Here is a 19,426-nt window from a genome sequence, read left to right as displayed (position 1 = left end):
TGCTCAGTAACTGGCTGCTGGCGCCGGCCTGCCGGCGTCTGTCGGCGTAGCGGCGGCAGGCGATGCCGGCGCTGGCCTGGCGAAATCAACCTTCGGCGCCGTCGAAATCGCCTGCTCGTTCTCGACACTGAAGTTCGGCTTCACGGTGTAACCGAAGATCATCGCCGTGAGATTGTTCGGGAAGGTACGTACCGAAACATTGTAGCCCTCGACCGCCTTGATGTAACGGTTACGGGCCACGGTAATCCGGTTCTCGGTGCCTTCGAGCTGTGCCTGCAGGTCGCGGAAAGCGGCATCCGCCTTCAACTGGGGATAATTTTCGGAAACCGCCAGCAAACGTGACAGCGCGCTCTTGAGCCCGACCTGCGCCTGCTGGAACCTGGCAAAGGCCTCGGGATCATTGACCAGTTCCGGCGTTGCCTGAATCGCACCCACCCGCGCGCGCGCCTGCGTGACCTGGGTCAGCACGTCCTTCTCGTGGCTGGCGTAGCCCTGTACCGTCGCCACCAGGTTCGGTACCAGGTCGGCTCGCCGCTGATACTGGTTGAGCACCTCGGACCAGGCCGACTTGATCGCCTCGTCGCCGCTCTGAAAGGTATTGTAACCGCAGCCGGAGAGCAGACCGGTAAACAGGGTCAGGAGGATCAGAATTCGCAGTCGCATGACATTTTCCTTGATGAGGAGTGAACAGGGTACCGCCCAATTGGCGACTTTCGCTGATTTCTCAAGTGGCAAGCCGCTTCGGCGGGCTACGCAGGCAGCGACGGAGCAGCTTGCGCGGCAGCGGCCTGGGTTGCCCGCATCAGTCTGCGTGCGCGGCACAGGTCCTCCCAGGCTTTGGCTTTGTCCGTCAGGGTGCGCAACAGATAGGCCGGATGGTAGGTGACTACCACCGGAATGGCGCGTCCACCCGCTTGCGGCACCGGATAAGCGAAAGTCTGGCCGCGCAGACTGGCCAGCGAACCCACCTCACCGAGCAGCGCATGCGCTGCTGCGCGGCCCAGGAGAACGATCAGTCGTGGCTGGATCAGCGCAATCTGTCGCTGCAGATAGGGTGCGCAGGTCGCGATCTCGGCAGACTCCGGCGTTCGATTGTTGGGTGGACGACACTTCACGGCGTTGGCGATGTAGACATCCCTGCCCCGCTGCAGGCCGATCGCCGCGAGCATGGCATCGAGCAACTGGCCCGCCGGACCCACGAAAGGTTCGCCACGCGCGTCTTCTTCAGCTCCCGGCCCCTCGCCGATGAACAGCCAGCCGGCGGCGACATCGCCGACGCCGAGCACCGCCTGCCGCCGCTGCTGGCAAAGCACACATGCCCGGCAGGAGGTTACACTGTGCTGCAATTGCTCCCAGGACATGCCGGCGATAGCCTGCGACCGCGCCAAGGCAGGAACACCGGTTGCGGCGGGCGACGGCGCGAGTTCGGTGATGGCGGTGATCGCGTTTGCCGCCGCGGGACACCGTTCGTCCGGAAGGGGCGCCGGCACGCGCGACGGGGCAAGCGCCACCGCGCGCTGCGCGCGCAACTGCCACTGCGGCGACAGGCCGATCTCGTACAACAGTTGCACGCGCGTCAACGGCCCACTGCTCGGCTTCTTGGCGATCATTTCGCCCTCCCAGGCAGTATCTGCCGCATTACCAGTGCATCCTCGTTCCCCTTTTCTGCCGGATAGTAGCCGCGTCGCACGCCGATCTGTCGAAAACCGAAATGCTGATAGATCGCCAGCGCCTGCGCGTTCGACGGGCGAACCTCGAGCAAGACGCTGCACGCACCCGCCTGCCGGGCAAGGCGCATGGCGTGGCGCAGCAGGCAAGCACCAATCCCTCTTCCCTGGTGCTGCTCGGCAACACTGATGTTGAGCAAGTGCGCCTCGTCCACGACCATCATCAGGACATAGTAGCCCACCAACTCGTCGGCGAGACGCCCCCCCCAGACACTGTAGCCAGCAGCGATCGAATCGACGAAATTGGCCCGCGACCAGGGAAACGGATAAACGCGATTTTCGATCTCGATGATCTCGTCAAGGTCGGCAGGGTACATCGGCAGCATCGAGAGTCTCGCTGCAAGCACGGCGCTCACGCTTTGCCACCCATCGCCAGGCGCTCGGTGACTGTCCATGCGACCTTGTTACGGACGTACAGCGGCGCCGCAGCAGCCACATCGATCCCCTCATCACGCGCCAGGCGTGCTGCGGCAAGACTGGCAACAGCGTCGGCAGCGGGCATCAGTTCGGGCTGCCAGAGGTGCACGCAGCCGGCCAGCCGCGCACGCAGCGAGGGATAGGCACCGAGGCCATTGCCACAGGCCAGCCAGCCCGCCGAGTCGGGCAGCGGCAACGCCGACGGCTGGCAAACCCCGACCGCAGCGAGCGGCACCGCCGCAGAAAACCAGCCGTAATAGACCTCGCCCATGCGGGCGTCGAGCAGTACCAGCACCTGTTCCCCGCCACTGGCCAGCGCCATGGCATCGAGGGTACCGATCGGAATGACCGGTAGCCGATGGGCGAAGGCCAGACCCTGGGTGACTCCACAAGCGACACGCAGACCGGTAAACGATCCGGGACCGGACGCGAAGGCGATTCCGTGCAGATCGGCAAAGCCGAGCCCGGCCTCGCAAAGCGTCGCGCGGATCAGCGGCAGCAGCGTTTCCGAATGAGCCACACCGACCGGACAGAAACGCTGCAGTACGACGCCATCGCACCAGAGGGCAATGGAGCCGAGATCGGTCGAGGTTTCGATGGCCAGTAGATTCATGGGCCTATTTTACCCGTCCTGCCCGCCGCCGTCGCCATCGAATGCCAGAACACTCCCTGCCGCCCGGTCGGAGGCGACCGCGGTTTTCGCGGTTCTTTCTCCCGGGGCCACCCGATTCGACGCCCAACAGCGCTGCCGACATGGCCGGCAAAGACCTTTCCCGCTACAATGAGAGGGCCTTCAAACGACGTGCCGAGAGCACGTCCACCTCATAACCACAGCATAGAAAGTACCGCAATGAAAGTACTCCTATTGACGCGCGAATACCCTCCTCACGTCTACGGCGGAGCCGGGGTTCACGTTGAGTATCTGTCTGGCGAACTTGCCAGGCTGATGCATGTCGAAGTCCGCTCCTTCGGTGACCAGGATGCGGTCAGCAGTGATGGCGTGCGCATCAAGGGCTACCCTTTCGGCAAGGGAAGTTTCGCGCATGTCGACAAGAAACTGAGCGGCGCACTGGATACTTTCGAGACCAACCTGCAGACGCTGAGCGATCAGGTCGACGCCGACCTGGTGCATGTACACACCTGGTACGCCCATTTGGGCGGCATCCTGGCAAAAACCCTCTATGGCATTCCGCTGGTCCATACAGTGCATTCGCTGGAACCGCTGCGCCCATGGAAACGCGAGCAGCTCGGCTGTGGCTATGACATGTCGTCATGGGTCGAACGGACTTCGTTGAGCATGGCCGACGCCGTGATCGCCGTCTCGCAGGGAACCAAGGCCGACATCCTCGAGCATTTCGACATCGACCCGGCGAAAATCACGGTGATCTACAATGGCATCAATGTCGACCAGTACCACCCGACCGACGAAACAACTGCCCTCGAAAAGTTTGGCGTCGACCCCGACAAGCCAATGGTCCTCTTCGTCGGCCGGATCACGCGTCAGAAAGGCATCGTCCACCTGGTCAATGCCATTCATTACATCAACCCCGACGCGCAGGTCGTCCTCTGCGCCGGCGCCCCCGACACCCCCGAAGTCCTGGCCGAAATGAAGGCTGCCGTCAAGCGTGTTCGCCAGGAAGGTTTCCAGAACGTGGTCTGGATACAGGAAATGGTGAGCAAGGAAGAAGCGATCCAGCTCTATTCGCATGCCACGGTGTTCTGCTGTCCGTCGATCTACGAGCCGTTCGGGATCATCAACCTTGAAGCCATGGCCTGCCGTACCGCGGTCGTGGCAAGTGCCGTCGGGGGCATCAAGGAGGTCGTCATCGATGGCGTCACCGGCTACCTGGTGCCGCTCGAGCAACTGCATGTCGCCCCTTTCGAGCCGGTCAACCCGGATGTCTTTTCGCGCGATCTGGCGGCCGCAATCAACAAGATTCTCGATAACCCGGAACTCGCCGCATCGATGGCCGCAGCAGGTCAGCAGCGGGCGCGCGAAGTCTTTAGCTGGTCGAGCATCGCGCAACAAACGAAACGACTCTACGATTCGCTGGTGAAGTGATGTCGGCGTTTGTCGACAGCCACGGCGACGCCCGGCTCGCGACCGTCGGTCTGCACGTTGCCGGCGCACACCGGCCGGCGCCCTACAGACCCAACGCTTCCGGCCTCGCCGGTTCAGGATTCAGGATTTAGGAGCAGGATGATGATTCCCAAAGAATACCCTCGTGTGGTCATCGAAGCGGTCGAGCCGCAAGTGGACGGCGGCCGTTTCCCCATCAAGCGTGTCGTCGGTGAAAAAGTCACCGTCAGTGCCGACATTTACAAGGAGGGCCACTTCAAGCTCGCGGCCGTGCTCAAGGCACGCCAGGCCGGGGAGACTGAGTGGCTGGAAAGCGCGATGAATCAGGGTGACAATGACCGCTGGTTCGGCGAGTTTACCGTCACCGCGATCGGTCGTTGGGAGTACACCATCGAGGCCTACGCCGAGATCTATCTGTCGTGGGTGGACGAAATCACCAAGAAAAGCGTGCCCGGTGCCGACCTCCGGAGCGAACTGCTGGAGGGTCTGGTGGTCCTCAAGAAGTCGGCTGCCGTGGCACACGGCGAGGATCTCAGCCGCATGCTGGGCATCATTGCAGCCATCGAAACTGCGCTGGCAGCCGGTGAACAGCGTGGCGCCATCGACCTTGGCATCGGCAAGGTCATGCGCAACATGATGGCCAGTTACCCTGATCGCAGCGAGGGCCATCAAATGACACCGCCCTTGACGATCATGGTCAATCGGCCCATTGCCCGTTTTGCTGCCTGGTACGAGTTCTTCCCGCGTTCGCAAGGCAACCTGCCGTACCGGCATGGCACGCTGCAGGACAGCATTCGTCGCCTGCACGACATCAAGGCGATGGGTTTCGACGTTGTCTATCTGCCGCCGATCCACCCCATTGGCCATAGCTTTCGCAAGGGCAAAAACAACAGTCTGGTGGCTGTACCGGGCGACGTCGGCAGTCCTTGGGCAATTGGCAACAAACACGGCGGCCACATGGCGCTGGAACCACAACTCGGTACCTGGGACGACTGGGACCAGTTTGTCGCCACCTGCCGTGAGTTGGGAATCGAGATTGCGCTCGATTATGTGATGAACTGTTCACCCGACCATCCCTATGTCGCCGAGCATCCGGACTGGTTTTTCCATCGTCCCGATGGATCGATCAAGTACGCCGAAAACCCGCCCAAGAAGTATCAGGATGTCTACCCACTCAATTTCGGGACCAGCGACCGTGCCGGGCTGTGGCAGGAAATGCTTAAGATTTTCCTGTTCTGGATCGGCAAGGGCGTCACCACCTTCCGGGTCGACAATCCGCACACCAAACCGGTGCCGTTCTGGGAATGGGTGATCGGTGAAGTGCACCGGCAACACCCGCAAGTCATCTTCCTGGCCGAAGCCTTCACCAAACCGAAGATGATGCGCTTGCTGGCGAAAGTCGGTTTCGCCCAGTCCTACACCTACTTTACCTGGCGCGATCATAAGCATGACCTGACCGAGTACGTCAGCGAACTGACCTGTGGCGAGATGAAGGAATACTTTACCGGCAACTTTTTTGCCAATACCCCCGACATCCTGCCACCGATCCTGCAGTTCGGCGGTCGCCCGGCATTCATCATGCGCGCCGTGCTAGCGGCAACATTGTCGAGCGTCTACGGCATCTACAGCGGCTACGAGCTGTGCGAAAACGAGGCGATTCCCGGCAAGGAAGAGTACCTCGATTCGGAGAAATACGAAATCAAGATGCGCGACTGGAAAGCCCCGGGCAACATCGTCGACATCATCACCCGAATCAACCAGATCCGCCAGGAATGCCCTGCCCTGCAGACCTATAACAATGTGCTCTTCCTGAACGCCGACAACCCCAATATCCTTGCCTATGCCAAAATGACCGAAGACCGTTCGGACATTGTCATCTGCGTGGTCAATCTCGACCCCTTCCACACACACCACTCGATCCTACATGTGCCACTGGGCACCTTCGGAATTCCCGAGGACGAGCAATACCAGGCGCACGACTTGCTCTCCGGCGAGCGCTATCGCTGGCATGGTCCGACGGCTTATGTCGAACTTGCTCCAACCACCAAGATGGCGCACATCATCAAGGTCCGGCGCTGGTAGCCGCCGGTCGCCAATCTGCCGGCGGTCAGCCAGTGCGGCGGGCACCACCTTTACGACTTGCACAGCAAGCGCCATGCGACCGGGGCAGGCCGGCCCCGGCGTGGTCACTCAGTCTGCTCCGGCAAGGGCACGCGTAAACTGTATGTCCTCGCCCGACAGGTGACTGAGTTCGATACGCACCGGCTTCACCTTCCAGATCTCGTCGCAGTATTCGCGGATCGCCCGGTCGGAAGAAAAGAAACCCGAACGTGCCACGTTGAGAATCGACATCCGCGTCCAGCGATCGACATCGAGATAGGCCTCCGAGACCCTGGCCTGACAATCAATGTACGACTGAAAGTCGGCCAGGACCATGTACTCATCGTGGTTGAGCAGATGATCGACGAGAGGCCGGAAGATCTCGCGGTCTCCCTTGGTGAAGAAGCCACTGGCGATCAGGTCGATCACTTCACGCAGATGCGGGTTTGCATCGTAGTAGGCCCGGGGTCGGTAGCCCGTCCTCCTGAGTTCCATGACCTCGGGCGTGCTCATCCCGAACAGGAAGAAGTTGTCGTCGCCGACTTCCTCGCGGATTTCGACGTTGGCCCCGTCGAGCGTACCGATGGTCAGCGCACCGTTCATCTGGAACTTCATGTTGCCAGTCCCGGAAGCTTCCTTGCCGGCCAGTGAAATCTGTTCGGACAGATCGGCTGCGGGAAAGATCGACTGGGCGTTCTTGACGTTGTAATTCGGAAAGAAAACCACCTGCAGCTTGCCGTGCATCGCCGGATCGCGACCGATCACGTCGGCGACGGCGTTGATCAGCCGGATGATCAGCTTGGCCATGAAATAACCTGGCGCCGCCTTGCCCCCGAAGATCACGGTGCGGGGCGCGGTCACGAGGTCGGGATTGTCCTTCAGGCGCTTGTACAGGGAAACCACATGCAGGATGTTGAGGTGCTGCCGCTTGTACTCATGAAAACGCTTGACCTGGACGTCGAACATCGACGCCGGATCGACATCGACATGGACAAAACGTTTGATCTCGCCGACCAAGCGGTTCTTGTTGCCGTTCTTGATCCGCCGCCAGGATTCGCAAAAGGCGGGGTCGTTGGCATGCGGTTCGAGTTCGCGCAGCCGTGTCATATCGGTCACCCAGCCGCTACCGATGGTTTCCTCGATCAACCCGGACATCGTCGGGTTCGCCAGGACCACAAAGCGGCGCGGGGTGACGCCGTTGGTCTTGTTGTTGAACTTCTCCGGCCACAGCTCGTAGAAGTCCTTCAGGACATCCGACTTGAGCAGTTCAGAATGCAGCCTGGCCACGCCATTCACCGCGAAGCTGCCGACGACCGCCAGATTCGCCATGCGCACGTAGTGCGCACCATCCTCGTCGATCAGCGACATCCTTCTCAGCCGCGCGTCGTCGCCCGGATAGCGAATCCGCACTTCGTCGAGGAACCGCAGGTTGATCTCGCAAATGATCTCGAAATGCCGCGGCAGCACGCGCTTGAACAAGGCCAGTCGCCATTTCTCGAGCGCCTCTGGCAGCAGCGTGTGGTTGGTGTAGGCGAAGGTCTTGCGGGTAATCGCCCAGGCCGGGTCCCACTCCATCATGTATTCATCGACCAGCAAGCGCATCAGTTCCGCCACAGCGATCGACGGATGCGTATCGTTGAGCTGGACCACAAACTTCTCGTCGAAGTGATCGAGGTTCTTCTCGCGCTGCAGTTGCAGGCGGATCATGTCCTTCAGTGAGCAAGCCACGAAGAAGTATTGCTGCTCGAGCCTGAGTTCCTGGCCCGCTTCCGTTTCATCGTTCGGATACAGCACCTTGGTGATGGTCTCCGAGCGAATCTGGGCGTCGACTGCCTGATAGTAGTTACCGGCATTGAAGGCCGCGAAATCGAAACTTTCCGGCGCCTCGGCGCTCCACAGCCGGAGCCGGTTCGGGGTGTTCACTCCGTAACCCAACACCGGCATGTCCCAGGCGGTCCCGCGCACCACCTTTGCCGGGACCCATTGCACGCGCAGGCGGCGTTCGCCGTTTGCCTCGAACTGAAATTCGGTATGACCACCGAGCTTGATGTCGAAAGCAATACTCGGACGGTGGATCAGCCACGGACTCCCGGCACGTAACCACTTGTCGGTCAGCTCGATCTGCTGCCCATCGCGAATCGCCTGCGTGAAGATACCGAACTCGTACAGAATGCCATAACCGATAGCGGGAATTTCGAGAGTTGCCAACGAGTCGAGGTAACACGCCGCCAGGCGTCCGAGACCACCGTTGCCGAGCCCCGGCTCCTCTTCCTGGTCGAGCAGCATCTCCAGATCGAGTCCGAATTCCTGGGTGGCCTGCCGGGCCTTGTCGAAGATTCCGAGATTGATCAGGTTGTTGCCGAGTTGCGGACCGATCAGGAATTCGGCGGACAGGTAACAGACGGTACGGCTGCCCCGATCGCGATAGGTGCGCGCAGTTTGTACCCAGCGTTGCAGCAGGCGGTCGCGTACCGCCTGCGCGAGCGCCATGAAGCAGTCACGCCGCGTCGCCACCTGCGGAAAGCGCGCCTGCACATAGACCAGTTTGTCGAGCATGGCACGTTTCAGTGCGTCCACACTGAGTCCGATGCGCCGGTCTTCACGCCCCACCAGCGGATCGCCGACCGCCTCTACCGGCGGCGCATTTTCTTTTTCCATTTCAACGTTCATGTCAGCCCCTTGTGTTCTTCCGTTCATCGATGTGAGAGAGATCGTGAATCCACGTCCACCGGTCCACGCCCGTGGCGAGTCTATAACATTGCACGCAACCGTGCACGCTGCGCCGTGCAAACGCCATCACGCCCGTTCTGGGTAATGCGCCGACGATCGTCCCGCGCCTCCGCGTGCTCGGGAGAGCGCCAGGTTGCCACTCGCGCGGGGGCTAGCCGCCTGTCGGACTTGACCAAATCGGCTGCAAAGAGTAGCGGTCCCTATTGCCCCGAATTTCGGTGCCAATCGTTCCACCATTGGCTTGAAACTCGTGACAATCTGTCCTCGCTTCCCACTTTTTTCGCTTCGACTCATCCAGTCCGACAGGCGGCTAGAGACCGGGTTTCTCTTCAGTCACCCATGCCTCGATTTCGAGAAAATCCTTCTGGTTCTGGCGGAGGACCAGGAAGAAAACGAGCACCAGGAGCAGCGCGAAGAGCAGGACCGAGCACTCGTGCCAGCCCAGGTTTGCGAGCAGTTGAAAAGGCATGGCTTCCTCCATTGAGCGATGCAGCAGGCCGACGAAGGCCGGCGCCAGACCGCCCTGACTGGCCTATGACCCGCGCTCGACCGACCCGGTTCCAGCCACAGAGAGGGGTTGCCGTACATCAAGGGCGACTGGCGAGCCGGGCCAGCTCGCCGTTCCGGTCAAAAACCCTAGATCACGCGTACGCGAATCACGCGTTCGACCGCCCGGATCGCGCTGATCACCTCGTCGCCGGGCTTTTTCTCGACATCCACGATGTTGAAAGCCAGTTCACCGCGGCTCTTGTTCATCATGTCCACAACATTGACCTGGTGGCTGGCCAGAATCGACAGGACCTGGCCGAGAACACCGGAGACATTGTCGTTGGAGAAGGTGATCCGCGCGGTACCCGGACTGCGCTCCATGCTGATCTTCGGGAAGTTCACCGAATTCACGATGTGGCCGTTTTCCAGATAGTTGACCAGTTGGTTGGCAGCCATCACCGCACAGTTTTCCTCGGATTCCTCGGTACTGGCGCCGATGTGCGGCATGGCAATGATTCGCGGGTGTCCGAGCAGAGCGGGCTCGGGAAAATCGCAGACGTACTTGCCAAGCCGGCCGGCGTCAAGACTGCGCAGGACCGACCCCGAGTCCACAATCGCGTCCCGGGCAAAGTTGAGCAGCACGGCGCCAGGTTTGATGACCGCCAGGGTATCGTCGTTGAGCATGTGCCGGGTGGCATCGACCGCCGGCACATGCAGCGAGACGTAGTCGGAACGGGCGAGCAGCGATTGCAGGTTTTCCATGCGGCTGACTTCGTTCGACAGGCGCCAGGCCGCATCAATCGACAACACCGGGTCAAAGCCGACTACTGTCATGCCCATCGCCAGCGCCATGTCGGCGACCATCGAACCGATGGCTCCGAGACCAACGATACCGATCGTCTTGCCACGGATCTCGTGGCCGGCAAAGCGGGATTTGGCTTTCTCGACGAGCGGCGACATCTCCGCCGGGTCCTTCAGATCGGCGAGCGACTGCACGTAGTTCATGCCGTCGACGATGCCGCGCGCACTCAGCAGCATGCCGGCCATCACCAGTTCCTTGACGGCGTTGGCATTGGCACCTGGAGTGTTGAACACCACGATCCCCTGCTTGCCGTACTCGGCGACCGGAACATTGTTGACCCCGGCACCGGCACGGGCGACGGCCAGCAGCGAGGCGGGGACCTCGATACCCTGCAGCTTCTGGCTGCGCAGGAGAAAAGCGTCGGGATGAGCGATGTCGCTACCGACTTCATAGGATTGACGCGGAAATCGATCGAGACCCTTGATCGAAATCTTGTTGTAGGTTCTGACCTTGTACATGGCAATGTGACTCGGATAGGTGGGTGGAATGGCAGGAATCAGGCGGCGACCTGCTGATAGGCCCAGGCCAGCCATGGCATCAGCGCCTGCAGGTCGGAAGTCTCGACGGTTGACCCACACCAGATGCGAATCCCTGCCGGTGCGTCCTTGTACGAACCGATGTCGAAAGCGACGCCTTCGCTGTCGAGCAGTTTGACGAGCTTCTTCACCTGTTCGGCGTCGAGTTGCACGCTCAGGCAGACGCTGGTGTTCGAGCGCGTCGCCGGCTCCTTGGCCAGGAAGGCGATCCAGTCGTTGGCGGCGACAAACTCGGCGATCACCGCCAGGTTGGCCTCGCTGCGTGCGATCGCTGCCGGGACGCCGCCAATCCTCTCGACCCATTGCAAGGCGTCGAGATAGTCGGCAACACAGAGCATCGAAGGGGTATTGATCGTTTCCCCGCGGAAGATACCTTCGCTGAGCTTGCCGCCGGAGGTCAGGCGGAATACCTTGGGCAGCGGCCACGGCGGGCTGTAGCTTTCCAGACGAGCCACTGCGCGTGGGCCGAGGATCAGCATGCCGTGCGCCCCCTCCCCGCCCAGGACCTTCTGCCAGGAGAAGGTCACCACGTCGAGCTTCTCCCAGGGCAGGTCCATGGCGAAAACCGCCGAAGTGGCATCGCAGATCGTCAGACCGGCGCGCTCATCGGAAATCCAGTCACCATTGGGCACCTTGACGCCGGAAGTCGTGCCGTTCCAGGTAAACACCACGTCATGGTCGAAATTCACCTGCGCGAGATCGACGATGTCGCCATAATCGGCCTTCAGGACGCGTGCGTCGGAAAGTTTCAGTTGCTTGACCACGTCCGTTGCCCAACCCGCGCCAAAGGATTCCCAGACCAGAACGTCGACACCGCGCTGACCCAGCAGGGACCACATCGCCATTTCCACCGCACCCGTGTCCGACCCCGGCACGACGCCAACGCGATAGCCTTCCGGCAAACCGAGGATACGCGCGGTTTCCGTGCACGCCAGCGCGAGGGCTTTCTTGCCCAGCGCCGAGCGATGCGAGCGGCCCAAAGTGTTGAGCGACAGGGCGCTGACATCATAGCCTGGGCGCTTGCTGCAGGGACCCGAGGAAAAATTGGGGTTTTTGGGTTTCGCTGTGGGTTGCATGATTGCCTCTATCTAGGAAAAAGAAACCGGGGACTGGTGCCTCCCCGAAGGTCCACCAGCCAGCATCGAACAAGCTTGGAATTGTAACAGAGGGGCATGACGCAGGCAGCAGGCAGGCAGCCCGGTAGCACGGTAGATTTGTTCTACAGAAGAGGGGGGGCCGTGCTTGCTGATCCCCAGCAGCCACTGCTTGCCGCCACGGGAGTGTCGTTCGGGAACCTATCCCAGCCAGGCCGCCAACTGTCGTCCGTTCTCGAAACGCTTCACATAGTGCCTATTGGGCCGGCCCACCGCTTCGCAGATCGCTTCGGCATCGGCGGCGTCGTTCTTGTTCGTCTTGACTTAAGAACAGACCGACCAGGTTGACATTCCGGACGGCGTCAGCCTGCCCGAAGAAATCAAGCGCCGTCAAGGTCGGCTGGCGGCCATGGCGGCGGCGAAGGCGAAGATGGCTGCCCGAACCGAGGAACGCTATCAGCGAGAGAAAGCCGGGTACGACGAGAAAATCGCCCGGCGCACGGCGAAGGAAGAAGCGACCGGCAAGAAGCTGGGTGGCAAGCCGCCGAAGGCCCTCGAGCCCGGCGCCCGGGACACTGACCGGATCAATCTGACCGACAAAGAATCACGGATCATGCCCGTAGCCGGTGGCGGCTTCGAACCAGCGTACAACGCCCAGGCCGGGGTGAATGCGGCGACGATGCGGGTGGTAGCGGTCGGCGTGACACCAGCTCCCCATGACCAAGAGCAGGTCGAGCCGATGCTGGCGACGCTCCAGGCATCAGCCAAGGTGCTGGGCGCCCCGGAAAGTCTGATCGCCGACAGTGGCTTCTGCAGCGAGTAGAACATCCAGTTGTGCGAGGCGGCCGGCCATCGCTCCGGTGATCGCGGTGGCTCGCGACGAGCACCCTCCTGACTGGCGGGAACGCCACAGCGAACCGGCAGCGCTCCTGGAAAATGCAACCCCGGTGCAGGCGATGTCGCATTGCTTGAAGACCCAAGCCGGACGAGCCCTCGATGCCTTGCGCAAGCAGACCGTCGAGCCGATCTTCGGCGGTGCCCAGTTGGTTCAGGGGAAAAGCGTAGGCGCACCCCCGCGGTGCCGACAGACAGCCGGGAGTAGCTTGGCGGTTACCAGCAGTTCATTTCGCCGCAGTAAGTCGGTGTGCAGCGCATCATGGGTTGCTGCGGGGCAATAACGTCTGAGACCGCTTGCCAAAAGCGGCAAGAACCATCTGGAAGGGACCTATGTTCTCCATGCGTTGCTCATTCGTTGCTCGACTGCCAGCAAACAAAAAAGCCAACCCCGAAAGATTTCCATAAGTGCTTGATTACTGGCGGAGAGGGCGTCCGCCATTTGGCATACTCCAACGGTATCAGGCTGTCGCATGACTTGTCATGAATCCAGCAATGGCAAGCGTTTCATGGGTTCTTGTTGTCTCATGCTGTATTATGGGGTAGTATAGAATCTCATCTTTTTTGATGGGACTAATGATGGAACGGAAAAACACGTTGTCATCAAGCGCTGTTCGTGGCCGGCACAAGGTCAAGTCGCTGACGGCCATCGAGGTGCAGCGACTCACGACGCCGGGCATGCACTTCGTTGGCGAGGTCGCGGGCCTGGCGCTATTCGTCAAACCGACGGGCGCACGGTCCTGGATTCTGCGCGTCTCGATTGCCGGCAAGCGGCGCGACATGGGCCTGGGCGGCTACCCCGATGTGACCCTCGCAGATGCACGTCGACGGGCTCGCGAACTGCGCGAACAGATCGACAACGGCATTGATCCGATCGGCCAGCGTCGGGAAGCACGCGCTGCGCTGCGGGCTACGCTCGCCAAGGCGATGACGTTCAACCAGTGCATTGACGCCTATCTCGACGCGCACAATGAGTCGTGGAGCAATCCCAAACATCGGCAACAGTGGCGCAATACCCTGGCCACTTACGCCGGGCCGGTCATCGGCGGTTTGGACGTGGCGCAGATCGAGGTCGGGCATGTGTTGAAGGTCCTTCAACCAATCTGGTCCGAAAAGACGGAGACAGCAGTCCGGTTGAGAGGCCGGATTGAAAGCGTTCTGTCCTGGGCGACGACGGCGGGATACCGGATGGGAGAGAATCCGGCGCGCTGGAAAGGCCACTTGCAAAACCTGCTCGCCATGCCAACGAAGATTGCCAAGGTCGAACATCATGCCGCCCTCCCCTATCGAGAGCTTGGCGCTTTCATGGCCGATCTGGCCAAGATGCAAGGCGTCGGTGCGCGAGCGCTGGAATTCACCATTCTGACGGCGGCGAGGTCGGGCGAGGTTCGCGGTGCGACTTGGGGGGAAATCGACTTGGAAGCCGGCATCTGGACCATCCCCGGCGAGCGCATGAAGGCGAAGAACGAGCACACCGTACCGCTTTCAGACGCGGCGCTTGATCTGCTGCGGTCCCTCCCAAGGTCCGGCGACCTGATCTTCCCTGGTGCGCGGTCTGGCCGGCCGCTGTCCGATATGAGCCTGACCGCGGTACTGCGGCGCATGGGGCGCGACGACATTACGGTGCATGGATTCCGGTCGACGTTCCGGGATTGGGCCGCAGAGCAAACCGCATACCCCTCTGAGGTCGTGGAAATGGCCTTGGCGCACACCATCATCAACAAGGTGGAAGCGGCTTACCGGCGCGGCGATCTGATCGAGAAGCGGCGCAGGCTCATGGCCGATTGGGCGAAGTTCTGCGCGACGGTGGCGACGACGACGGGCAAGGTGTTGCCAATGAGATCAACGAAAGCCGGCTGATCGAGGGCGGAAGCGCATGGTCGGAGCGCATCGGCCGGCGCGGCAAAAGAGCACTCGACGAGTACCAATCATCGCCGTTACAAAATAACAACACTTCGTGACGGAATCACAACAAAGTCGCTTTTACATCGTCTGGATTGTCGCAAGACATATCAAGCCGTAACAGTGCTCGACCCTTTCTCCGGCTCAGGCAGTATATTTTTTCAGCATGCGGGCGTGTTGGGCTTTGGTTCGCCAAAGAGCCGTTGCGGCATCCGGATAGGCTGTGGATAACTCAGATATAATGTGCCGCATGCTGTGTCTTGTAAAGGCATTAAGGCGCGGCTTTCACAACTTTGGCAAGGAGATGCAAGCAGCTAACTCACGTAGCAAATGGGACGCACCAATTGCGTACATTCTAATAAAGACCCGAGGAATCCAATGTTTAACAGACTTGTCCGGACCACTACGGCGCCACCGAGGCGCAATCATTTAAGGATTTATCCCCATGACCCACAAATTCGGCAATACAGCCACCATCGTCGACGTCGTCAAGGAAGCATTCCCAGCTACTGATTCGGCACCCGTTCGCATCAAAGAAGTCGGTATCTCCGACGCTCTCAAAAATTTTGATTCCCTTCCCGATTCGGCCAGCGTTCGATTGCCGGTAGTCCGGGCGCTGAAAGCGTGCTCTGCCGCAACTGTCTGGCGCATGGTCCGGCGCGGCGACCTGCCAGCACCCCGAAAACTCTCGCAGCGCATTACCGCTTGGAACGTCGGCGAGCTTCGCAAAGCCCTTGCGGCCTGATCGGAGCGACGACATGACGACCCACAAAAAACCCGCACAGGGGGGCACCGGCACGGGCTCAAAGACATTCGACAGCCCGAATCATAACCCGAACAGCATCCTGTCAGGCGGATTCTTCGCCAAGCCAAGCCGCATCGACCGGCGACCGAAACGCGGATGGCAGAGAGGAGGCCGGCGATGAGCACAGCAAATCACGACGGGCCACCGGTGGTCACCGGGCAGTGCGCCGAAGTCCTGCAAGTTATTCGAGAACGTCAGCCGGTACCCAGCTTCGAGCTGACGGCAAACCTCGCCATCCCCGAAACCGCAGCGCGCATCCACGACCTGCGGGCCAAGGGGTTCCACATCCTGACGGTGATCGAGCCGGAGTTTGAATTCCGTGGTGTCATCCGGCGCAATGTCGCGCTGTACTCGATGGGTACACCGGAATGGCCGGCGCCTGGCTTCCTTGACGATCAAGGGGGCGGCGATGAATGACCCACTCCAAGAATTCCGCGAAGCGATGCGCCTGGCCGGGCTGCTTCCCTCTGAAGCGATCGAGGCGGACGGGCTGCTGCATCGCTTCCATGCCGATGGCGACCGGAGCGGAACCCGCAACGGCTGGTATTGCCTGCACACCGATGGCCGGGCCGCTGGCATCTTCGGCAGTTGGAAAACCGGATTCCGTTCGACCTGGGCGGCGGACGGCAAGCGGCTGAACGATACCGAGCACGAAGCCTTCGCCGAACTGATACGGGCGGCGCGGACCAAAGCGCAAGCCGAACGGCGGGCCGAACACGAGGCGCGGGCGATCGAGGCGCGGGCGATCTGGGCGGCGGCGGGTACTGCCAACCCGACACACCCCTACCTGATCGCCAAAGGCGTACAGGCGCACAGCCTGCGGCAAACCGGCGCGGCGCTGGTGGTTCCCCTGCTCGATATTCACGGGCTGCTGTGGAATGTTCAGCGAATCATGCCCGATGGCGGCAAGCGGTTCGAGAGCGGCCGGGCTGGCGGGCTGTTCTCGCCAATCGGCGACCTGATGAACCCGGCGCTGCTGCTGATCTGCGAAGGCTGGGCAACCGGCGCGACGCTGCACGAAGAATCCGGGCACCCGGTGCTCTGCGCCATGAACGCCGGCAACCTGCTGCCGGTGGCGAAGGCGGCGCGCGCTGCTTGGCCGGGCGCTGATCTGCTGATCTGTGCGGACAACGATCGAAAGACGGAAGGCAACCCCGGCTTGACGGCGGCAACCGCGGCGGCGAAGGCAACCGGCGCGCGGCTGGCAGTGCCGGAATTCCCCGAGGGCGTGAGCGGTTCAGACTTCAACGACCTGGCGAACCTGCGGAGGGCGGCGGGATGAATGATGAACTTCTCGACGCATTACCGATTTCAGGGGTTCCAGGGGTTCCTGGGGTACAACCCAGCAACGACGGGGATCTTGACGGAACCCCGAGCGGAACCCCTGGGGTTCCAGGGGTTCCAGTTCTGGCCGATCTGCTCGCCAGTGCGGTGGAACCGGGCGAAGGCAAGGCGCAGCAGGAGCCAATTGCCGCAGTTCCCGAGAATGAGCGCCCCTGCTTTCGCGTCTATGACGGCTGGACGGTGACCGACACCGGGCGCAAGTTGCGGCCGGGCGTCTGTCTTCATGCCATGAGCGCACCCAAGGGCAAGGGCGACCCGGTGCCGGTGGATACCTGGGTGTGCGGGCCGCTGTACGTTGAAGCCCAAACCTTCGACAGCACCGGCAACAACTTCGGGCGGCTGCTGCGCTTCAAGAACACGGCGGGCCGCTGGCGGGAATGGGCCATGCCCATGGAACTGCTCAGGGGCGACGGCACCGACCTGCGCGGCGAACTGCTCGCGATGGGGTTGGCGATTGATCCGAACGGGCGTTTCCACCTGGCGCGCTACCTGCAAGAACGACCGCCAAAGAAGAAGGTTCGTTGCGCGCTGCAAGTCGGCTGGTGTGGTGCCGTGTTCGTCCTGCCGGATGCGGTGATCGGGCCGGACAAGGCGAGCGTGATCTTTCAATCCGGCGAACGCGGGCACGAGGAACACGGGCAGAAAGGCACGCTCGACGGCTGGCGGGCAGAGGTTGCGGCGCGCGCTGTCGGCAATCCCCTGTTCGCCCTGGGCCTGTCGGCTGCCTTTGCCGGGCCGATGCTGGCGTGCTGCAATGCTGAAGGCGGCGGGCTGCATTTCGTTGGCGATTCGAGCACCGGCAAGACCACCATCCTTGAGGCGGCGGCATCCGTTTGGGGCGGGGCGAACTATCGGCGCAGTTGGCGAGCGACTGCCAACGGCATGGAAGGCGCGGCGGCGCTGTTCAATGATTGCCTGCTCGCCCTGGACGAAATCAGCGAATGCGACCCGCGCGAAGTCGGCAACATCGTTTACTCGCTGGGCAACGGGCGGGGCAAGCAACGGGCGGGGCGAACCGGCGCGGCGCGGGCGGTGACCCGCTGGCAGGCGTTCATTGTCTCGACCGGCGAACGCACCATTGCCACGACCATGGCCGAAGGCGGGCACCGTTTCAAGGCCGGGCAATCGGTTCGCCTGCTCGATATTCCGACGGCTCGCCAGCAAGGCTGTTTCGACGTGCTGCACGATCACGCCAGCGGGGCGGCGCTGTCAGATGCGATCAAGCGGGCCGCGGTCACGCACTACGGGCGACCGGGCCGGGCGTTCCTGGAGCGGCTGACGCACGATCAACGCGACTTCGCGGCGCGGCTGGAGATCCTGAAGGGCTTGCGAGACTTCAACCGCCAAGATTTCGAGGGGCAAGACAAGCGGGCGGCGGGCCGGTTCGCGCTGCTCGCGCTGGCCGGCGAACTGGCGACTGAATACGGGCTGACGGGCTGGCCGGAAGGCGAAGCCGTCAAGGCGGCGGTGATCGGGTTCAATGCCTGGCGTTCCCTGCGCGGGCGCGGCAACGACGAGCGGCGGCAAATTCTTCAAAAGGTTTCCGACTTCATCGAACGTCACGGCGACGGGCGCTTTTCCAATGCGGACGATTCCCACGAAAGCCAAACGCGTGACCGGGCCGGCTGGTGGCGCGATACCCAAGACGGGCGGCTTTACCTCTTCACGGCGGAAGGCATGCGCGAAGCCTTGAAGGGGTTCGACTTCAAGCGGGCGCTTGACGAGCTGGAAGCCTGCGGCGCGATTCCCAAAGCGGGCGCGGACGGCAAGCGCGCGAAGCCTGAAAACATTGGCGGGCGGAAGGTGCGCGTCTACGAGGTTCGGGCCGATGAGTTGGGCGGCGATCATGGGTCTTGACGAGCTGCTCGCCAAACTGCAACGCGAAGCCGGAACCCCTGGAACCCCGGAATACACCGGCGGGGTTCCAGTAAAAGCCTTGCCGTTGCTGGGTTGTACCCTTGGAACCCCTGGAACCCCACAAAACAACAATGACGGAGAGAAAGCGGAACCGGGACACTCCAGACAGGCGGAAACCGGAAAAAGTCTCACGCGACCTTACCTTGCAGGGGGTTCAGGGGTTCCAAGGGTAAAAGCCAGTATTGGCAAGGCTTTTACTGGAACCCCGCCGGTGTGTTCCGGGGTTCCAGGGGTATCAGCAAGAGGCGAATTGCCGACCCTTGCCGCCGAACCGATCGAGCGCACCGGCGACGACCCCGATGACCGGCGGCGCTGCGACCAGTGCGGCAACCTGCGCGGCGCGGTGTGCATCATCGCCAAGCCGGGCGGGCTGGTGTCGGCAATCGTCGGCTATCGGCCGGCACTGCCCGAGATGCTGCAACGCTGCGCGGGCTTTTCTCCGCGAACGCTGGCCTGACAAGAAAGGAACGAAATGAACCCAACCCCTGAATTCATGGCGGCAGCCGAGCGGCACCTTCGACTTGTCGAT

Annotated in this window: 18 protein-coding genes; 10 read left to right on the top strand and 8 right to left on the bottom strand. The window is 61.7% G+C overall.

All coding sequences use genetic code 11. From position 1 onward, the window contains the following. Nucleotides 1-3: 3 nt before the first annotated feature. The 4 genes from V5B39_RS04830 to tsaB form a co-directional block, all read right to left on the bottom strand. The gene (locus tag V5B39_RS04830) at nucleotides 4-663 is read right to left on the bottom strand and encodes a LemA family protein (RefSeq protein ID WP_332341790.1); all 660 of its coding nucleotides are present in this window, start codon (nucleotides 661-663) and stop codon (nucleotides 4-6) included. A gap of 86 nt (nucleotides 664-749) precedes the next feature. Beyond that, nucleotides 750-1,610, bottom strand: a complete 861-nt coding sequence (locus V5B39_RS04825; protein WP_332341789.1) for a uracil-DNA glycosylase — start codon at nucleotides 1,608-1,610, stop codon at nucleotides 750-752. After that, nucleotides 1,607-2,083 carry a ribosomal protein S18-alanine N-acetyltransferase gene (rimI, locus tag V5B39_RS04820; RefSeq protein ID WP_332341788.1) on the bottom strand — a complete coding sequence of 159 codons (477 nt, stop codon included), beginning with the start codon at nucleotides 2,081-2,083 and terminating at the stop codon, nucleotides 1,607-1,609. Before rimI ends, V5B39_RS04825 begins: the two co-directional genes overlap by 4 nt. Next, nucleotides 2,080-2,757 carry a tRNA (adenosine(37)-N6)-threonylcarbamoyltransferase complex dimerization subunit type 1 TsaB gene (gene tsaB, locus V5B39_RS04815; RefSeq protein ID WP_332341787.1) on the bottom strand — a complete coding sequence of 226 codons (678 nt, stop codon included), beginning with the start codon at nucleotides 2,755-2,757 and terminating at the stop codon, nucleotides 2,080-2,082. The genes rimI and tsaB overlap by 4 nt, the downstream gene beginning before the upstream one ends. A 237-nt stretch (nucleotides 2,758-2,994) precedes the next feature. Between tsaB and glgA the strand changes: the two genes are divergently transcribed. Genes glgA through V5B39_RS04800 form a run of 3 tightly spaced genes read left to right on the top strand, consistent with a single transcriptional unit; the run spans nucleotide 2,995 to nucleotide 6,306 of the window. Continuing rightward, complete coding sequence (gene glgA, locus V5B39_RS04810; protein ID WP_332341786.1) at nucleotides 2,995-4,206, top strand: glycogen synthase; 1,212 nt, start codon at nucleotides 2,995-2,997, stop codon at nucleotides 4,204-4,206. Continuing rightward, the gene (locus tag V5B39_RS04805; protein ID WP_332341785.1) at nucleotides 4,206-4,337 is read left to right on the top strand and encodes a hypothetical protein; all 132 of its coding nucleotides are present in this window, start codon (nucleotides 4,206-4,208) and stop codon (nucleotides 4,335-4,337) included. The genes glgA and V5B39_RS04805 overlap by 1 nt, the downstream gene beginning before the upstream one ends. A 10-nt stretch (nucleotides 4,338-4,347) precedes the next feature. After that, nucleotides 4,348-6,306, top strand: coding sequence for an alpha-1,4-glucan--maltose-1-phosphate maltosyltransferase (locus V5B39_RS04800; RefSeq protein ID WP_332341784.1), 1,959 nt, complete (start codon nucleotides 4,348-4,350; stop codon nucleotides 6,304-6,306). Between the two features lie 108 nt (nucleotides 6,307-6,414). On the opposite strand, the gene V5B39_RS04795 is transcribed toward V5B39_RS04800, so the two are convergent. From V5B39_RS04795 to V5B39_RS04780, 4 genes are all read right to left on the bottom strand, one after another. Continuing rightward, nucleotides 6,415-8,982 carry a glycogen/starch/alpha-glucan phosphorylase gene (locus tag V5B39_RS04795; RefSeq protein WP_332341783.1) on the bottom strand — a complete coding sequence of 856 codons (2,568 nt, stop codon included), beginning with the start codon at nucleotides 8,980-8,982 and terminating at the stop codon, nucleotides 6,415-6,417. A gap of 382 nt (nucleotides 8,983-9,364) precedes the next feature. Next, a complete protein-coding gene (locus V5B39_RS04790; RefSeq protein WP_332341782.1) occupies nucleotides 9,365-9,523 on the bottom strand; it encodes a hypothetical protein in 159 nt (52 codons plus the stop codon). 167 nt (nucleotides 9,524-9,690) lie between these two features. Further along, complete coding sequence (locus V5B39_RS04785) at nucleotides 9,691-10,863, bottom strand: phosphoglycerate dehydrogenase (RefSeq protein WP_332341816.1); 1,173 nt, start codon at nucleotides 10,861-10,863, stop codon at nucleotides 9,691-9,693. 38 nt (nucleotides 10,864-10,901) lie between these two features. After that, complete coding sequence (locus V5B39_RS04780; protein ID WP_332341781.1) at nucleotides 10,902-12,017, bottom strand: phosphoserine transaminase; 1,116 nt, start codon at nucleotides 12,015-12,017, stop codon at nucleotides 10,902-10,904. Between the two features lie 427 nt (nucleotides 12,018-12,444). Here V5B39_RS04780 and V5B39_RS04770 point away from each other — a divergent pair, with 427 nt between their 5' ends. The 7 genes from V5B39_RS04770 to V5B39_RS04740 all read left to right on the top strand — a co-directional run bounded on the left by V5B39_RS04770 (nucleotide 12,445) and on the right by V5B39_RS04740 (nucleotide 19,354). Next, entirely contained in the window at nucleotides 12,445-12,858 is a 414-nt protein-coding gene (locus tag V5B39_RS04770) for a hypothetical protein (protein ID WP_332341780.1), read from the top strand. 668 nt (nucleotides 12,859-13,526) lie between these two features. Continuing rightward, complete coding sequence (locus V5B39_RS04765) at nucleotides 13,527-14,789, top strand: tyrosine-type recombinase/integrase (protein WP_332341779.1); 1,263 nt, start codon at nucleotides 13,527-13,529, stop codon at nucleotides 14,787-14,789. Nucleotides 14,790-15,276: 487 nt separating this feature from the next. Continuing rightward, nucleotides 15,277-15,576 (top strand): helix-turn-helix transcriptional regulator, encoded by a 300-nt coding sequence (locus V5B39_RS04760; RefSeq protein WP_332341778.1) that lies wholly within the window; start codon nucleotides 15,277-15,279, stop codon nucleotides 15,574-15,576. A 177-nt stretch (nucleotides 15,577-15,753) separates the two neighbouring features. Beyond that, entirely contained in the window at nucleotides 15,754-16,053 is a 300-nt protein-coding gene (locus tag V5B39_RS04755; RefSeq protein WP_332341777.1) for a helix-turn-helix domain-containing protein, read from the top strand. Continuing rightward, complete coding sequence (locus V5B39_RS04750; protein WP_332341776.1) at nucleotides 16,046-16,918, top strand: toprim domain-containing protein; 873 nt, start codon at nucleotides 16,046-16,048, stop codon at nucleotides 16,916-16,918. Before V5B39_RS04755 ends, V5B39_RS04750 begins: the two co-directional genes overlap by 8 nt. A gap of 149 nt (nucleotides 16,919-17,067) precedes the next feature. Continuing rightward, entirely contained in the window at nucleotides 17,068-18,837 is a 1,770-nt protein-coding gene (locus V5B39_RS04745; RefSeq protein ID WP_332341775.1) for a DUF927 domain-containing protein, read from the top strand. Then, the gene (locus V5B39_RS04740; protein ID WP_332341774.1) at nucleotides 18,809-19,354 is read left to right on the top strand and encodes a hypothetical protein; all 546 of its coding nucleotides are present in this window, start codon (nucleotides 18,809-18,811) and stop codon (nucleotides 19,352-19,354) included. The genes V5B39_RS04745 and V5B39_RS04740 overlap by 29 nt, the downstream gene beginning before the upstream one ends. The last annotated feature ends 72 nt before the right edge of the window (nucleotides 19,355-19,426 follow it).

The sequence above is a fragment of the Accumulibacter sp. genome (genome assembly GCF_036625275.1).
Lineage (GTDB): Bacteria > Pseudomonadota > Gammaproteobacteria > Burkholderiales > Rhodocyclaceae > Accumulibacter.
This window is presented reverse-complemented; position numbering and strand designations above follow the sequence as displayed.

Excerpts from the sequence above, each read along its gene's own strand:
- V5B39_RS04760 (WP_332341778.1), top strand. The coding sequence starts at position 15,277 with ATGACCCACAAATTCGGCAATACAGCCACCATCGTCGACGTCGTCAAG.
- V5B39_RS04785 (WP_332341816.1), bottom strand. The coding sequence starts at position 10,863 with ATGTACAAGGTCAGAACCTACAACAAGATTTCGATCAAGGGTCTCGAT.
- V5B39_RS04740 (WP_332341774.1), top strand. The coding sequence starts at position 18,809 with ATGAGTTGGGCGGCGATCATGGGTCTTGACGAGCTGCTCGCCAAACTG.
- V5B39_RS04755 (WP_332341777.1), top strand. The coding sequence starts at position 15,754 with ATGAGCACAGCAAATCACGACGGGCCACCGGTGGTCACCGGGCAGTGC.
- V5B39_RS04790 (WP_332341782.1), bottom strand. The coding sequence starts at position 9,523 with ATGCCTTTTCAACTGCTCGCAAACCTGGGCTGGCACGAGTGCTCGGTC.
- V5B39_RS04750 (WP_332341776.1), top strand. The coding sequence starts at position 16,046 with ATGAATGACCCACTCCAAGAATTCCGCGAAGCGATGCGCCTGGCCGGG.
- V5B39_RS04805 (WP_332341785.1), top strand. The coding sequence starts at position 4,206 with ATGTCGGCGTTTGTCGACAGCCACGGCGACGCCCGGCTCGCGACCGTC.
- V5B39_RS04830 (WP_332341790.1), bottom strand. The coding sequence starts at position 663 with ATGCGACTGCGAATTCTGATCCTCCTGACCCTGTTTACCGGTCTGCTC.
- V5B39_RS04825 (WP_332341789.1), bottom strand. The coding sequence starts at position 1,610 with ATGATCGCCAAGAAGCCGAGCAGTGGGCCGTTGACGCGCGTGCAACTG.
- tsaB (WP_332341787.1), bottom strand. The coding sequence starts at position 2,757 with ATGAATCTACTGGCCATCGAAACCTCGACCGATCTCGGCTCCATTGCC.
- V5B39_RS04795 (WP_332341783.1), bottom strand. The coding sequence starts at position 8,982 with ATGGAAAAAGAAAATGCGCCGCCGGTAGAGGCGGTCGGCGATCCGCTG.
- glgA (WP_332341786.1), top strand. The coding sequence starts at position 2,995 with ATGAAAGTACTCCTATTGACGCGCGAATACCCTCCTCACGTCTACGGC.
- V5B39_RS04770 (WP_332341780.1), top strand. The coding sequence starts at position 12,445 with ATGGCGGCGGCGAAGGCGAAGATGGCTGCCCGAACCGAGGAACGCTAT.
- V5B39_RS04800 (WP_332341784.1), top strand. The coding sequence starts at position 4,348 with ATGATTCCCAAAGAATACCCTCGTGTGGTCATCGAAGCGGTCGAGCCG.
- V5B39_RS04780 (WP_332341781.1), bottom strand. The coding sequence starts at position 12,017 with ATGCAACCCACAGCGAAACCCAAAAACCCCAATTTTTCCTCGGGTCCC.